The organism is Leisingera sp., from assembly GCF_982940295.1.
Map to the genome: position 1 here is coordinate 1 of NZ_CEYXRG010000007.1, position 15165 is coordinate 15165.

The window sequence follows — 15165 nt, forward strand, 5'->3', positions numbered from 1 at the left end:
GCCAAAGGACAAAGGCGGCAGAGCCACAAACAAAAAAGACGGCCAAACGGCCGCCCTTCGAAACTCCAGAACAGAGCTTTCAGCTCTGCTCCTCCAGCACCTTGCGCGCGGCCCGGAAGCACTCCAAAGCCTGGGGCACGCCGCAGTAGATGCCGATCACATGGATGATAGCGCGGATCTCCTCCTTGGTGACGCCGTTGTTGATGGCGCCGCGGCAATGCAGCTCCCATTCGTGCATTTTGCCCAGCGCGCCGATCATCGAGAGGTTCATCATCGAGCGGGTCTTGGCATCGATCACGTCATCGCCCCAGCCAAAACCCCAGCACCAGGCGGTCATCGCTTCCTGGAACGGGCGGGTGAAGTCATCCGCGGCGGCCAGGTTCTTTTCGACATATTCGGCGCCGAGGGTGAATTTGCGCTGTTCCAGCCCCTTGAGGAAAAGGTCCTCGTCAAAAGTGCTCATGTATTGGTCTCCATATTCAGCATGGTCAGCAGCGAGGCCTCGATCTGGCCTGCGCAGTATTTCGGTTCGCGGGCGGCCCAGCTTTTGATGAGGGTGGCGATAGCGGGCTCGGCGGCGATGCGGTCTGCCAGCCCTTCCAATACTGGCGCGTTATCGTGCAGCAGCACGCGCAGAGGCGGCAGACGGTCGATCATCGTGTGCCACAGAGCGCCCAGTACCAGGTCCGCCAGGCCGGGGCGGTCCCTGCCCCACAGGTATCCTTTCCCGTCAGAGACGCCCGCCTCAACTGCGATGCGTTCGTGGATCTGCATCCAGCGCGGCAGGCGGGTGCTGTGGAACTCTGCCCAGCTTTCCGCTTCCCACATCAGGGCGCCGTGATAGCGGGTGATCTCGAACAGGATATCCGAGGCATCGCAGATCAGGCGCAGGGTTTGGTCAGGCTCTGTCAGAAGCCCGTATTCGCGGCCCAGCGCCATCAGGATCGCGGGCATTTGGCTGAGGTGGGTGCCGGTCCGGGTGTCGGCCAGCAGGGGCGGCGCCATGAAGGGGTGCGGCTGGTCCGCCACATCCCCGCTTTTCAGCTCTGCCACCGCGTCGAATCCGGGCTCTTCCCATTTCTGGCCGGCATAGGCCAGCGCGTAGCGGATGAAGTGGCCCCGGAACGGGATCGGCCAGTAGTAGAGCTGGTAGCGCGCTGCCATAGACTCAGCCTTTCAGTTTCATGGCGATGTTCTTGGTCTGAACATAGTTCCACAGCGCCTCGCGGCCCTTTTCGCGGCCGTAGCCGGACTTGCCATAGCCGCCAAAGGGCGTTTCGACGCCGCCTGCGTACCATTCGTTCACGAAGACCTGGCCTGCGCGGATCTGGCGGGCGCAGCGGGTGGCGCGGTCCAGATCGCGGGTGAAGACGCCGCCGACCAGACCGTATTCGGTGCTGTTGGCGATCCCGATTGCCTCGGCGTCAGACTGGAACTTGAGGACCGAGAGGACAGGGCCGAAGATTTCCTCGCTGGCGATGCTGTCCGACGGGGTGATGCCGGAGACCACAGTCGGAGCCAGGAAGGCGCCCGCGTTGCCGACGGGCGCGCCGCCGGTGGCGATTGTGGCGCCGTTGGACTGGGCCTGCTGGACAATGGCTAGGGCACGGTCGCGCTGGGGCATGGAGACCATGGCCCCCATGTTGGCGCCGAACTCAGGCCGGTCGATACCGGGGCCGACACTCAGGCTTTGGGCCACGTTCACAGCGCGCTCGACCAGTTCGTCGTGGCGGCTTTCGTGCACGATCACCCGGCTCATGGCGCTGCAGACCTGGCCTGCGTTGAAGTAGATCCCCCAGCGGATGTCGTTCTCGAATGCGTCGAGGTCGGCGTCCTCATGCACAATGGCGGCGGATTTGCCGCCGAGTTCGAGCACGCAAGGCACCACGTTCTGCGCCGCCGCGGTGGCGATGCGGATGCCGGTGGGGACGGAGCCGGTAAAGACGATTTGGTTCACCTGCGGATGGCCAGCCAGCGCCGCGCCGGCCTCATGACCGTAGCCGCAGAGCACATTGACCGCGCCAGCCGGGAACCCAGCAGCCTCTGCCGCGCGGGCGAGCCAGGCGTTGGTGAGCGGCGTAAGCTCTGGCGTCTTGATCACGCAGGCGTTGCCGGTGGCGAGCGCCGCCGACAGCGAACGCGCCGTCATCTCCACCGGGTAGTTCCAGGGGATGATCTGGGCGGAGACACCCATCGGCTCGTTTTCAGTCCAGTCGAAATAGCCGCCGCCCAGCGGGATCGAGCGGCCCTCCACCGTGCTGGCCTGGTTGCCGTAGTATTCGAAATAGAGCGCGGCGCCCTCGATCTCGATCCGGGATTCCCAGAGCGGCTTGCCCTGCTCCAGGGTCAGGACACGGGCGATCTCGTCAATGTGCTCGAGCAGGTAGCGGCCCATCGCCTGCACCATGCGGCCGCGGGCAATCGGGCGCAGCGCCGACAGTTCGCCCGACTGGTGCAGACGGCGGGCGGCCTGCACGGCGCGGTCCACGTCGGCGGCATCAGCCAGCGCATGGCGGGCCAGAAGCTCGCCATTGGCCGGGTCGGTGACATCGATCCACCCTGCCCCGCCGGGCACCCAGGCGCCGTCGATATAGTTCAGCCATTCGGCATCAAGCTGTGTCATAGTCCGTTAGTTCCCTGCTTCCTGTAGGTCGCGGTCTGCCGCTTCGCGCATCCACTTCTGAAGATGCAGGATGGAATGTTCCGAGTTCACTCCGCAAGAGGGGTCGACCACCAAGGGGCCGGGAACATAACCGCGGCTTTTCAGGCCGCGCTGAACCGATTCTACCAGGTGAATATCTTCCTCCACTGTGGTGGCCCGGTCTTGCACCGCCATCCTGCGCACGGTTTCATTGTCTTCACCGCGGATCGAGTACCAGCCGCGCCAGACCACCACGTGATCGGCATCCACTGCCCGCCAGTGGTAAGTGTTCAAGAGGTTGCCGGGATAGACCTGGAAAGAGAACATCGGCCACAGGAACCAGCTGGAGTATTTCTCGTTGTTTTCGAAGCCCGAGTTGATGTCATAGGTCATCTGGTCCAGCGAGTTGCACTCGGTGGTGTGGCGCAGGCAGAAGCCCTGGGGCTGGATGTCGTAGGTTTCCGGCTTGATCACCCCGGTGGAGAAGGTCGGGTGGTTGAGGCTGCAATGGTAGCATTCAGAGTAGTTCTCGACCGAGACCTTCCAGTTGCAGTCTTCGGGGATCTCCACCCATTCCAGCGGCTTCAGGTCACCCCAGTTGGGGACAAAGCTTTCCAGCTCGCCGCGCACGCCCGGAAACCAGTCGTCCATCGGCTTGGCCTCGGGGTCGAGGTTCACGAAAATGAAGCCCAGGAAGACCTCGGTGCGGACCTCGGTCAGGCAGACCTTGGACTTGTCGAACCCCTGCACCGATTTCAGGTTCGGCCCGGCGCGCAGCTGGCCGGTCAGCTCGTAGGTCCAGGCGTGGTAGGGGCAGACCACCACCCGCGTGGTGCCCTCGCCCGAGACCAGCTGGTGGGCGCGGTGCTGGCAGACATTATAGAAGGTGCGGATCTCTCCATCGCGCCCCTTTATGCTGAACAGGCTTTCCCCCGCCATCTCGAAAGCGAAATAGTCGCCGGGGTTTTCCAGCTGGCTGGCGTGGCCGGCAAACTGCCAGGTGCGGGCCAGCAGGCCCTTGCGCTCAGCTTCGAAGATGGCCGGGTCGGTATAATACCGCGCCTCAAGGGAATGGGTCAGAGGGGCGTTCATTCAGGTTCCTCCGCATAAAGGCCCAGCTGGTGCCTGCGCTTGTGAAATTTCTCCACCCGCTCGACGATTTCCTCGCTGGAAACCGCGATCACAAAGGAGAGCAGTGTTTCCAGCAGGGCGATGGTCGAGACGGATGACGGGAAGAATTGCGGCGTGTCCGCCGCGACGACAAACCCGTGATCCGCGTTCAGGACCACGGGGCTGGCGGGGCTGTCGGAGATACCGACGATGGTGACGCCCTGTTCGCGCGCGATGCGGATCGCATCGATCACTTCGGTGCGGTAGGGCTTGCAGGTCATGGCGATCAGCACATCCTGGCTGTCGGCCCAGGCAAGGTCATCCACGGCGGTGGACCCTGGCCGCGGGATGGCGTGGAACTGCTTCATGCCGGTGGAGGCGAGATAAGTGAAGTTGCGGGCGTTGGCATTGTTGACGCCGACCCCAAGGGTAAAGACCTGCCGGGACTGCCAGATCGCTTGCGCTGCGGCCTCAAGCCCGGCGGCATCAATGCCCGCAAAGGTCTCCTCGATATTGCGGATCGCTGCCCCCACCATATCGGCATAAAGCCCGCCCAGCTCGCCGGACTTGCCGATATCCTGCAGCCAGCGCGCCCGGTCAGGGAAGGATACCCCGCCCCGGCGAATCGCTTCCCGGAAGGGGGCGCGGAAATCCTCATACCCTTCAAAGCCCACCTGCCGCGCCATGCGGACAAAGGTGTTGGGCTTCACATTCGCCGCCTCGGCAATCTCGCGCACGGTGGAGACCCCGACATCCGCAGGGTTTTCCAGCACATAGCGGGCCGCCTTCTGGGCCTCGGGGGTCAGCGCATCCCACTCGTCGGTGAGGCGCTCCAAAACGGTTGTTGATACATTTGTGTCATTCATGATTGACGATGGTACAAATGTGGAATTAGCCTGTCGAGCAGAAAAGCGACTCTGCAATCAGGAACGGCGAAATGGCTCAGAAGGAATTCCCGGCACAGGCCCGTGTGGTCATCGTGGGCGGCGGCGTTATGGGGGTGGGCCTGGCTTATCACCTGGCGCATGAGGGCTGGGGCCCAGAAGTGGTTCTCTTGGAGAAGGCCGAGCTGACTTCCGGCTCGACCTGGCACGCGGCCGGGCAGATCACCCATTCCACCAGCTCGTTCGGGCTGGGCAAATGCGTGGACTACAACATCGGCCTCTATTCCGGGAAGCTGGAGGAAGAGACCGGCCAGGCGGTGACCTGGCACGGCTGCGGCTCGTTCCGCCTGGCCTATACCGAGGATGAGATGGACTGGCTGCGCCACACCCTGTCCGTCGGGCGCTCCTTGGGGTTCAATATCGAACTGGTCGGCCCGGAAAAGGTCGCCGAGCTGCATCCCTTCTATAACCTCGAAGGGGTTCTGGGTGCGCTCTACACACCCGATGACGGCCACGTCGACCCGACCAACGTCACCATGGCGATGGCCGCAGGCGCCCGTCAGCTGGGCGCGCGCATCATCCGCCACTGCCGCGCCACACACATCACCCAGGCCGAAAACGGCGAATGGATCGTCGAGTCGGAAAAGGGCACCATCCGCTGCGAGCATGTCGTGAACGCCGGCGGCACCTATGCCCGTCAGATGGGTGAATGGTCTGGTTTGCAGCTGCCGATGACCTCGATGACCCACCACTACTTCGTGACTGAGCCGGTGCCTGAGTTCGAAGCTTTGGACAAGGAACTGCCGGTCATCCGCGACGACAGACAGGTCTCCGGCTACATACGCATGGAGCAGAAGCGCGGCCTGATCGGCATCTACGAGAAGGAAGGCAGCAACTCGGTCTGGCACGACCACTGCCCCTGGGAATACGAGAACTGGCTGTTCGACGCCGACTATGACCGGGTGATGCCGTGGCTGGAGGAAAGCCTGAACCGGATGCCGATCTTTGCTGACCTCGGCATTCAGCGCGAAGTGCATGGCGCGATCTCGCATCCGCCGGATGGCAACCCGCTGATCGGCCCGGCGCCGGGCGTCAAGAACTACTGGTGCTGCTGCGGCACCCAGATCGGCATCGGCTGGGGTCCGGGCCTGACCCGCGAGCTGGCGCGCTGGATGGTGCACGGCTCCGCTGACATCTCCATGCGCGAATACGACCCGCGCCGCTTCGGCTCCTACGCCACCAAGGACTGGCAAGTGACCAAGGCGCATGAGGACTACAAACTGCGCCACGAGATCCCCTTCCCGCATTTCAACCGGCTGGCTGGCCGCCCGATCAAGCCATCGCCGCTTTATGAGCGGCTGAAGGAAAAGGGCGCGGTTTATGAGGAGGTTTACGGCCACGAGCGCCCCCGCTGGTTTGCCAAAAACGGTGTGGAGCAGCGCGACCACTACTCCTTCAAGCGCAATGTGGTGCATGACATGGTCGGCACTGAGGTGAAGGCCGTGCGCGAGGGCGTGGGCATCATGGACATCTCCGCCTTTACCAAGGTCAAGGTTTCCGGCCCCGGCGCCGCAACGCTCTTAGACCGGCTGACCGCCAACCGCCTGCCGCAGAAAGCGGGCGGCATTGCCCTCACCCACATGCTGAACCGCCGCGGCCGGATCGAGCTGGAAACCACCGTGGTGAAACTGGCAGAGGACAGCTACTACCTGGTCTGCGCCGCCTTCTTTGAACAGCGGCTGCTGGACCACCTGAACCAGAACCTCGCGGGCGAAGAGGTGGAGATCACAACCCTCTCCACCGACTGGGCCGCCCTTGCTCTCAACGGCCCGAAAGCCCGCGAGGTCCTGAGCGCCTGCACCGATGCGGATCTGACAAACGCCGGCTTCAAATGGCTGACGGCGCAGCAGATCGAGGTCGCGGGCCACAAGCTCTGGGCCTTCCGGATGTCCTACGCCGGGGAACTCGGCTGGGAATTGCACATCCCGCGCGGCAGCACCCTGGCGGTTTATGACGCGCTTTGGACGGCGGGCGAGGCGCATGGCATTGCCGACTACGGCTCCTTCGCCATGAACGCGATGCGGATGGAAAAAGGCTTCAAGGGCGCAGGCGAACTCACCAACGAGGTGACCCTGGCCGAAGCGGCCGTGCTGCGCTTTGCCCGCAGGGACAAGGACTACCTCGGCAAGGATAAGACGCTGAACGACGCGGATAAGCCTTGGGTCTGCGCTTATCTGGAGATCGAACCGGACGGCATTGAGGACGGCCACGGCGGCGAGGCTGTCATGCTGGAGGGCAAGGTTGTGGGCTCCACCGCCTCGGTCGCTTATGGCCATACCGCCGGCAAGATCCTGGCCTTTGCCTATGTCAAGCCGCACGCCAATGTGCCGGGCACGGAGATCGAGGTGGTGATCGCAGGCAAGCCGCGCCAAGGCCGGATCCTGGGCGCCCCCGCCTATGACCCCGAAAGCCTGCTGCCCCGCACCGACGCCGCACTCACCCCGGCGGAATAAACAAAATCCGGCTCCCCTTTCATCTTTCCAGAAAAACTCCGGGGGAGCCGAAGGCGGGGGCAGCGCCCCCTCCCCCATAGCCAAAAGGAAAACGCGATTAATGACCCTGCCCGAAACCATGAAGGCGATGGTGCTGACCGGCCACGGCGATCTGGACAAATACGAGTGGCATCAGGATTGGCCGGTGCCGCGGCCCGGCCCGATGGAAGTGCTGATCAAGGTCGGCGCCTGCGGGCTGAACAACACCGATGTGAACACCCGCTCCGGCTGGTATTCCAAGACAGTCGAGGACGCCACCACCGGCGGCGCCTTCAAGCAGGTCGGCGAGGAAGACCCGACCTGGGGCGGCCGCCCCCTCACCTTCCCGCGCATTCAGGGCGCAGATGCGGTTGGCGAAGTGGTGGCCGTCGGTGACGGCGCTGACCCCGCCCTGATCGGCAAGCGCGTCATGGCCGGCGGCTGGGTCCGCGACTGGGACGACCCGGAGAACAAGGACAAGGCTGGCTATTTCGGCTCCGAGTGCGATGGCGGCTTTGCCCAATACACCAAGGCAGACGTGCGCGGCGTGGCAGTTGTCGAAAGCCCCCTCAGCGATGCGGAGCTGGCGACCTTCTCCTGCTCTTATGTCACCGCTGAGGGAATGCTGAGCCGCGCGCACGTAGGTGCTGGCGACACGGTGCTGATCCCCGGCGCCTCCGGCGGGGTTGGCGGCGCGCTGATCCAGCTGGCGAAACGGCGCGGCGCACGGGTCATTGCGATGGCCTCCGAGGCCAAACACGCCGAAGTGGCAGAGCTTGGACCCGACCTGATCCTGCCGCGCGCGCCGGAGAACCTGCGGGCCGCCCTCGGGGATGAGAAAGTCACTGTGGTCGCCGATGTGGTCGGCGGCGCGCAATGGCCCAAGCTGATCGACGTGCTGGAGCGCGGCGGCCGCTACACCTGCTCCGGCGCGATTGCCGGGCCGATGGTGGAGCTGGATCTTCGCACCTTCTATCTGCGCGATCTGACCTTTACCGGCTCCACCGTGACGCCGCATCATAACTTCACGGATGTGGTCTCCTACATCGAGAAGGGCGAGATCAGGCCGGCGCTGGCGGCGGCTTACCCGCTGGAGCAGCTGAAGGAGGCGCAGGCTGCCTTCATCGCCAAGAAGCACACCGGAAACATTGTGGTGATCCCATGAGCAAACACCTGTTCGATCAGGCGCTGGAGGCCGCCAAGGCATTCCATACCGCCCTGCCCGCAGTGGCGGACTTCCGGCCCTGGCCGGATGACATCACCTGGGCCGGACGCGAGGGGCATCAAGTGCCCGGTGCAGCACTGGCGCAATCCGATCCGGGTTTTGCTGCCGAGGGCATCCCGGCCGAAGCCGAGGTCCGCGCCCTGCAGCAGGCGATCATTGCGCTGGCGCCGCATGCGGAGTGGCGCCTTACCTATACTGAGGAGGAGGTCGGCCACAACTTCCTGCAGAGGTACGGCTGGTTTGAGCTGGTGGGACCCACCGGCCATTTCCACTCGCTGCAGAGCCGGATGACCATCGGCTACTGGGGGCCAGGACTGGACTACCCCTGGCACCAGCACGGGCCGGAGGAGCTCTATACCATCCTCTCCGGCAGCGCCGATTTCATGGCCAAGGGCGAAGAAGTGCGCCGCCTGGTGCCGGGCGATACCAAGATGCACGGGCCAAACCAGCCCCATGCCATGATTACCAACGAGCATCCGATCCTCTGCTTTGTCTTCTGGCGTGGCGCGGGGCTTGCCGATGATCCGGCGATGTCCCCGGGCTGAAGACCAGGAGCGCCACTCATGAAGATCACCCGTATCCGTGTGTTCCAGACCGGTCTGCCGTATGTCGGCGGAGCCTATGTCTGGGGAGCAGGCAACACCATTGAAACTGCTACAGCCTCGGTTGTGGTGATCGACACCGATGCCGGCCTGCAAGGCTGCGGCGAGTTCACCCCCTGCGGCGAGAACTACATAGTGGCGCATTCCGAAGGTGTGCCGGCGCTGGCGCGTCTGGTGGCGCCAGTGCTGATCGGCGAGGACCCCCGCGACGTCGCCCGGATCGAACAGATCATGGACCACCTCGTGCAGGGGCATGGCTATGCCAAGGGCCCGTTTGATGCCGCCTGCTGGGATATTCTGGGCCAGTCGCTGGATGCTCCGCTATGGCGGCTCTGGGGCGGCAAGCTGACCGATGGCGCGCCGATGTACCGGGTGGCGCCGCAGAAGGGCACCGAGGAAACCATCGCCGAGATGGACCGTTACCGGGCGCAAGGCTACCGCCAGTTCCAGGTCAAGGTGGGCGGCGACTGGGCCTCGGATATCGACCGCATCCGCGCCACTGTGCCGCTGCTGAAGCCTGGTGAGAAGGCAATGGCTGATGCCAATCAGGGCTGGCGGGTCGACAATGCGCTGCGGGTGGCGCGGGCGACCAGGGACCTTGACTACACTCTGGAACAGCCCTGCAGGACCTACGAGGAATGCCAGCAGGTGCGGATGCGCACCGACCTGCCGATGAAACTGGATGAATGCGTGACCGGCATGCAAGCCGCCCAGCGCATCGTTGCCGATCACGGCGCCGATCTGGTCTGCCTCAAGATCTCCAACCTCGGCGGTATCTCCAAGGCGCGCCGGGTGCGGGACTATCTGGTCGGGAACCGCTTGCCTGTGGTGGCCGAGGACACCTGGGGCGGCGAGATTGCCAGCGCGACGCTGGCACATTTCGCGGCCACCACGCCGGCGGAGTACCTGCACAACACCACTGACCTGATGAACTACAACACCCGCTCCACCGGCATCGGCGGCGCCTGGGCAGATAACGGCAAGCTCTACGCGCCGGACACGCCGGGGCTGGGCGTCACCCCTGATTTCGATAGCCTCGGTGCGCCGGTGGCAGAATTTGGAGGCACCGCATGAAAATCACCCGCATCACCGTCTACCAGCTCGATATGCCGCTGACCGAGCCCTACTGCCTGTCGGGCGGGCGGCTTAAGTTCGAGAAGCTCGACAGCACATTTGTGCGCATCGACACGGATGGGGGCCTCTCCGGCTGGGGTGAAGGCTGTCCCTGGGGGAACACCTATCTGCCCGCGCATGGGCCTGGGGTCCGTGCGGGGATCGAAACACTCGCGCCTGCCCTTATCGGGCTGGACCCGCGCAGCCTGGATCATGTGAACCGGGTAATGGACGTGCAGCTGCCGGGACACCCTTATGTGAAATCACCCATCGACATGGCCTGCTGGGACATCCTGGGCAAGGCCTACGGTCTGCCCCTGTGGCAGCTGCTGGGCGGGGCTGAAGCGGCGCCGGTGCTGGTGAACTCCTCCATCTCAACCGGAACTCCGGAGGAGATGCTGGCACTGATCGCCCGTGCGGCGGAAAAAGGCTATACCGTGCATTCCGCCAAGGTGGGCGGCACCGACATCGGCCTCGACATCGAGCGGATCGAGGCGATATCAGAAGGGCTGCCTAAGGGGCACAAGGTGACCTTTGACGTGAACCGCGCCTGGCAGCCGGCGGTGGCGGTGGAGGTGCTGAACTCGGTCAAGGCGCGCGACTGGGTGGAACAGCCCTGCGAGACTCTGGATCAATGTGCCCATGTGGCGGCGCGCGTGTCCAACCCGATCATGCTGGACGAATGCCTGCATACCTTCGGCGACCATCTGCAGGCTTGGAAAAGCGGCGCCTGCGAGGGCGTGAAGGTGAAGCCCAACCGCGTTGGCGGGCTGACCAAGGCCCGGCAGATCCGCGACTTTGGCGTCTCCGTGGGCTGGCAGATGCATATCGAGGATGTGGGCGGCTCGGCGCTGGCGGATACCGCGGCGATCCATCTGGCGGCCTCAACACCTGAGGCAAACCGGCTGGCGAGCTGGCTGTGCCACTATCATCTGGATTTGGATCCGGTCCCCGGCCAGGGCGCGCGGAATGACCGCGGCGTTGCGGTGCCGCCCTCCCTGCCCGGCCTTGGCGTGACGCCCGAGGACGGCGCGCTGGGGGATCCGGTTGCGGTTAACGGAGGCTAGTGCGATGCCCGCGTGGCTGCTCACTGAACTGATACAGCTTGCTGCCCGGACTGAAGGGCTGGACTGGTTCGCCGCGCGGATGCGGAACCTGCAGGTGCTGCAGGTGGAGCCGCGCCGGCTGCCGGTCTGCGATAAAATTGAAGAGCTAGCGGATGCCGGTAGGCAGGTCAGCAAGGCGACTGCGCCTGCGGTGGCCGCACTGGCCTCTGGCCTGCCGCGCCTGCGCTGGCAGCAGACCTATACCGAGGCCGACGGCTTCACCCGCGAGTGGCTGGACAATTACGGATGGGTCGACCTGATCTCGCCCGAGGGGTTGTATCAGAGCGAAGAGATGCGGCTGTCCATCGGCTATTGGGGCGCCGGGCAGCACTACGGCGAGCACTCGCACGCGCCGGAAGAGACCTATCTGATCCTCGCAGGCCAGGCACGGTTTCATTCCGAGGGCCGCCCGGCGTGGGATGCGGGTCCCGGCGACACCATCCACCACGCGCCGCACCAGAAACATGCCATTGATATGGTGCCCGGCCCGCTGCTGGCGGCAGCCTTCTGGCGCGGTGACGATCTGCTGAAGAAATCCGACTTGGGGACACGCACATGAAGATCACCCGAATTTCCCTTTGGCATGTGCCACTGACCAGCCACACCGCCTATCACATGGCCGAGGGCAAGACCTGCGGCACGGTCGAAAGCGTTGTGCTGGCGCTGGACACCGATACCGGGCTCACCGGCTGGGGCGAGGTCTGTCCGATACCGCATTACCTGCCCGCCTATGCCCGCGGCGTGGTGCCGGCGGTGAAGGAATTGGCACCAGTGCTGCTGGGGGTTGATCCGGTGGGGCCGGAGGCGGTGATGGCCAAGCTCGACCATTGGCTGCAAGGGCATCCTTACGCCAAATCCGCCATCGACATCGCCCTTTGGGACCTGACCGCACAGGCGGCAAACCTGCCGCTTCATGCGCTGCTGGGCGGGCAGCGGCAGGCGGATTTGCCGCTTTATCATTCGATCACCTGCGTCGCGCCGGAGGAAATGGCACGCATGGCCCGTGACGCGCAGGAAACCGGCATCACTCAGTTTCAGGTGAAACTGGGTGCGGACCGCGACTGGCAGGCAGATGTGGCGCGGCTACGCATGGTGCGGGAGGCAGTCGGGGACGGCCCGCTGGTCTATGGCGACTGGAACTGCGGCGCGACCTCGCTGGATGCCTCGCGCGTGGGCCGGGCCGTGGCGGATCTGGACATCATGCTGGAACAGCCCTGCGCCACCATCGAGGACTGCGCGCGGGTGCGGGCAGCCTGCGGGCTGCCGATGAAACTGGATGAGAACGCGCATGACACGGCATCGCTGCTGGCAGGACATGCGGCGGGAGTGATGGACGCGGTGGCCATCAAGCTGTCGAAATTCGGCGGACTGTCGGCGGCGCGCCGCGCGCGCGACCTGTGCCTGCAATTGGGCGCCAGGATGTGCATCGAGGACACCTGGGGCTCTGACATCACCACCGCGGCGCTGCTGCATCTGGGCACATCCACCGACCCGCTGCGTGTGCTGAACGTCTGCGATCTGTCCCATTACGTCAGCCCGCGGCTGGCGCCGGAAGGACCGGCGCGCCGCAATGGCCGCATTGCGCCGCCCGAAGGCCCGGGGCTTGGCGTGCGGCCTGACCGGGAGGCCCTGGGTGCTCCCGCAGCTGTGATCGGCTGATTTTTGACTTTCTGGTCAAAATACTCCCTACAATGGGCAACCCGCCCGCAACAGGACAAGTGACATGGAAAAGATCCTCACCCAGGCTGAATGGATTGACCGCGCCCGCGCGGTGCTGCCCGCAGGCGGCTTTGGCAACTTTGACCCCGGTATCGTCATCCGCGAGGGCAAGGGCTCCCGCGTGTGGGACGAAGACGGCAAGGAATACATCGACTACCTGATCGGCTCCGGCCCGATGATGCTGGGCCACGGCCACCCGGAGGTGATGGAGGCGGTGCTGGAGCAGCTGCCCAAGGGCATGACATTCTTTGCCAACAACGCCCGCGGGATCGAGCTGGCCGAGGAGATCTGCCGCGCGGTTCCTTGCGGCGAGCAGCTGCGCTACGTCTCCACTGGCGGCGAAGCGGATATGTATGCGATCCGCCTGGCCCGCGCCTTTACCGGGCGCACCAAGATCGTGAAGTTCGAGGGCGGCTATCACGGCATGTCGGCTGAGGCGCAGATGAGCCTGGCGCCCTCAGTCCGGGTGAATTTCCCGCAGGCGGTACCGGACAGCGCGGGCATTCCGCCGTCGGTGGCGGCCGATGTGCTGGTCGCGCCGTTCAACGACTTTGAATACATCAAGCAGCTGATGGCGGAGCATGGGCACGAGATTGCCGCCATCATTGCCGAGCCGCTGCAGCGCATCGTGCCGCCGCTGCCAGGTTTCCTTGAGCTGTTGCGCGAAGAGACACAGAAACACGGCAGCCTGCTGATCTTTGACGAGGTGGTGACCGGATTCCGTTTTGCCTATGGCGGCGCGCAGGAACTGTACGGCGTGACCCCGGACCTGGCGACCCTGGGCAAGGTGATCGGCGGCGGCTTCCCCCTGGCGGCCATCGCGGGGCGCGCCGATATCATGCGGCATTTCGACAAGGCGCAGGTCGGCGCCGAGGGCTGGCTGATGCAGCTGGGGACACTGTCGGGCAACCCGGTGGCCGCTGTTGCGGGCCTCAAGACCATGGAGGTGCTGCGCCGCGACGGGGCTTATGACCAGCTGAACGGTACCGGCAAGCGGCTGATGCAGGCGACCAGTGCTGCGCTGGAAGAAGCCGGGGTGCCGTTCCGGATCGTCGGTGAGCCGTCGCTGTTCGAGGTGGTGTTTACCAGTGCCAAGGTGCGGGACTACCGCGACACCCAGGCAGGCGATGCCGAACGCACCAGGCGCTATAACGCGGTGCTGCGCGAGGAAGGCATCTTCAAATCGCCGGGCAAAACCTACCCGAGCCTGGCGCTGACGGAAAAAGACCTGCAGCAGACCGAGGCGGCAATCCGCAAGGCTGCCATGGCGCTGGACTGAAAGCACGCGCTGTTGCACGTGAATCGGGCAATGGGCGGGACATTGGTACTGAAGCCCTGAGCCTGTCCTGCGGCGGCACCGAAAATAGAAAGGCGGGCCAATGGCCCGCCCGAATGCTCCCTATGCAGGGCTCAGGCCTTGGCAGCGGTGACGATGAATTCGACCAGCAGATCTTCGCGGGCCAGCTTGGCCTCGCCGCAGGCGCGCGCCGGGGCGTGGCCTTCGGGCACCCAGGCGTCCCAGACCGCATTCATCTCGGCAAAGTCCTTCATGTCGGCGAGCCAGATCACCGTCTGCAGGATGCGGGTCTTGTCGCTGCCTGCCTCGGCCAGCAGCGCCTCGATCTTGTCCGGGCAATCCTTGGTCTGCTGCTCCACACTGGCACCGGCGGTGCCGACCTGGCCGGCCAGATAGATGGTATCGCCATGGGTGACGATCTGGCTCATGCGCTGGCCGGTGTGTTTGCGGGTGATCTCGGACATGGGTGCCTCGCTCTTGAAAAGTCAGAAAATCCTGCGCCTTGCTTAGCTCTGCCTCTGTGCCGCGGCAAGGACGCGGGGTTGCAGCAGATCATTGCGACAGCAGCCAGTCCCCGCCAGAGGGGCAGAACTTGCGGCGGACCTGTTTGGCGTCCTGGCTGTCCTTGAGATAGGCCTGATGCTGGAGCAGCAGGCAATCGCCCTCCTTGCCGGCCACGCGGACCTCTCCATTCGCGCCGCTGTCCGGGTTGCTCCACTTGGCCCTATGGCCGCTGCCGCCCTCAGCCAGCAGTGCCTGCTCAGCTTTGCGCATGAGGTTGGTGTCCTGCGGCGTCAGCCCGGACTTGGCCAGAATGCGGCTGAGCGGGTTGGCCGCGGCGGGCGCTGCAACAAGCGCCGCAACTGCGGCGGCGGTCAGAATTCGGGAAAATCGCATTTGAGTACTCCTGCCTGAAAGGAACCGGCCCGGCGCGCTG

General features: G+C 64.6%; 15 protein-coding genes. 8 read left to right on the plus strand and 7 right to left on the minus strand.

Annotated features, from left to right (window positions below; translation table 11 throughout):
- Positions 1 to 79: 79 nt before the first annotated feature.
- From AC4HIX_RS08360 to AC4HIX_RS08380, 5 genes are read right to left on the minus strand one after another with little or no spacing between them, the layout of a single operon-like run.
- Positions 80 to 463, minus strand: coding sequence for a carboxymuconolactone decarboxylase family protein (locus AC4HIX_RS08360; RefSeq protein WP_490398638.1), 384 nt, complete (start codon positions 461 to 463; stop codon positions 80 to 82).
- Positions 460 to 1164, minus strand: coding sequence for a glutathione transferase, Atu5508 family (gene gst, locus AC4HIX_RS08365; RefSeq protein WP_490398639.1), 705 nt, complete (start codon positions 1162 to 1164; stop codon positions 460 to 462). The genes AC4HIX_RS08360 and gst overlap by 4 nt, the downstream gene beginning before the upstream one ends.
- A gap of 4 nt (positions 1165 to 1168) precedes the next feature.
- The gene (locus AC4HIX_RS08370) at positions 1169 to 2623 is read right to left on the minus strand and encodes an aldehyde dehydrogenase family protein (RefSeq protein WP_490398640.1); all 1455 of its coding nucleotides are present in this window, start codon (positions 2621 to 2623) and stop codon (positions 1169 to 1171) included.
- Between the two features lie 6 nt (positions 2624 to 2629).
- Positions 2630 to 3733, minus strand: coding sequence for an aromatic ring-hydroxylating oxygenase subunit alpha (locus AC4HIX_RS08375; protein ID WP_475050406.1), 1104 nt, complete (start codon positions 3731 to 3733; stop codon positions 2630 to 2632).
- The gene (locus tag AC4HIX_RS08380; RefSeq protein WP_490398641.1) at positions 3730 to 4617 is read right to left on the minus strand and encodes a MurR/RpiR family transcriptional regulator; all 888 of its coding nucleotides are present in this window, start codon (positions 4615 to 4617) and stop codon (positions 3730 to 3732) included. Before AC4HIX_RS08380 ends, AC4HIX_RS08375 begins: the two co-directional genes overlap by 4 nt.
- Positions 4618 to 4688: 71 nt before the next feature.
- Between AC4HIX_RS08380 and AC4HIX_RS08385 the strand changes: the two genes are divergently transcribed.
- The 8 genes from AC4HIX_RS08385 (at position 4689) to AC4HIX_RS08420 (ending at position 14210) form a co-directional block, all read left to right on the plus strand.
- Positions 4689 to 7148, plus strand: coding sequence for an FAD-dependent oxidoreductase (locus AC4HIX_RS08385; RefSeq protein WP_490398642.1), 2460 nt, complete (start codon positions 4689 to 4691; stop codon positions 7146 to 7148).
- 100 nt (positions 7149 to 7248) lie between these two features.
- The gene (locus AC4HIX_RS08390; RefSeq protein ID WP_490398643.1) at positions 7249 to 8331 is read left to right on the plus strand and encodes an alcohol dehydrogenase family protein; all 1083 of its coding nucleotides are present in this window, start codon (positions 7249 to 7251) and stop codon (positions 8329 to 8331) included.
- Positions 8328 to 8936: a dimethylsulfonioproprionate lyase family protein gene (locus AC4HIX_RS08395; protein ID WP_490398644.1), complete on the plus strand. Its 609-nt coding sequence runs from the start codon at positions 8328 to 8330 to the stop codon at positions 8934 to 8936. The genes AC4HIX_RS08390 and AC4HIX_RS08395 overlap by 4 nt, the downstream gene beginning before the upstream one ends.
- 18 nt (positions 8937 to 8954) lie before the next feature.
- On the plus strand, positions 8955 to 10067 hold the full coding sequence (locus tag AC4HIX_RS08400) for a mandelate racemase/muconate lactonizing enzyme family protein (RefSeq protein ID WP_490398645.1): 1113 nt from the start codon (positions 8955 to 8957) through the stop codon (positions 10065 to 10067).
- Positions 10064 to 11173, plus strand: coding sequence for a mandelate racemase/muconate lactonizing enzyme family protein (locus tag AC4HIX_RS08405; RefSeq protein ID WP_490398646.1), 1110 nt, complete (start codon positions 10064 to 10066; stop codon positions 11171 to 11173). The genes AC4HIX_RS08400 and AC4HIX_RS08405 overlap by 4 nt, the downstream gene beginning before the upstream one ends.
- Before the next feature lie 4 nt (positions 11174 to 11177).
- A complete protein-coding gene (locus AC4HIX_RS08410; RefSeq protein ID WP_490398647.1) occupies positions 11178 to 11771 on the plus strand; it encodes a dimethylsulfonioproprionate lyase family protein in 594 nt (197 codons plus the stop codon).
- Positions 11768 to 12871, plus strand: a complete 1104-nt coding sequence (locus AC4HIX_RS08415; protein ID WP_490398648.1) for a mandelate racemase/muconate lactonizing enzyme family protein — start codon at positions 11768 to 11770, stop codon at positions 12869 to 12871. The genes AC4HIX_RS08410 and AC4HIX_RS08415 overlap by 4 nt, the downstream gene beginning before the upstream one ends.
- 64 nt (positions 12872 to 12935) lie before the next feature.
- Positions 12936 to 14210, plus strand: coding sequence for an aspartate aminotransferase family protein (locus tag AC4HIX_RS08420; protein WP_490398649.1), 1275 nt, complete (start codon positions 12936 to 12938; stop codon positions 14208 to 14210).
- Positions 14211 to 14341: 131 nt separating this feature from the next.
- On the opposite strand, the gene AC4HIX_RS08425 is transcribed toward AC4HIX_RS08420, so the two are convergent.
- Positions 14342 to 14692 (minus strand): RidA family protein, encoded by a 351-nt coding sequence (locus tag AC4HIX_RS08425; RefSeq protein WP_490398650.1) that lies wholly within the window; start codon positions 14690 to 14692, stop codon positions 14342 to 14344.
- 88 nt (positions 14693 to 14780) lie between these two features.
- Positions 14781 to 15125, minus strand: a complete 345-nt coding sequence (locus AC4HIX_RS08430) for a hypothetical protein (protein ID WP_490398651.1) — start codon at positions 15123 to 15125, stop codon at positions 14781 to 14783.
- Positions 15126 to 15165 lie beyond the last annotated feature (40 nt).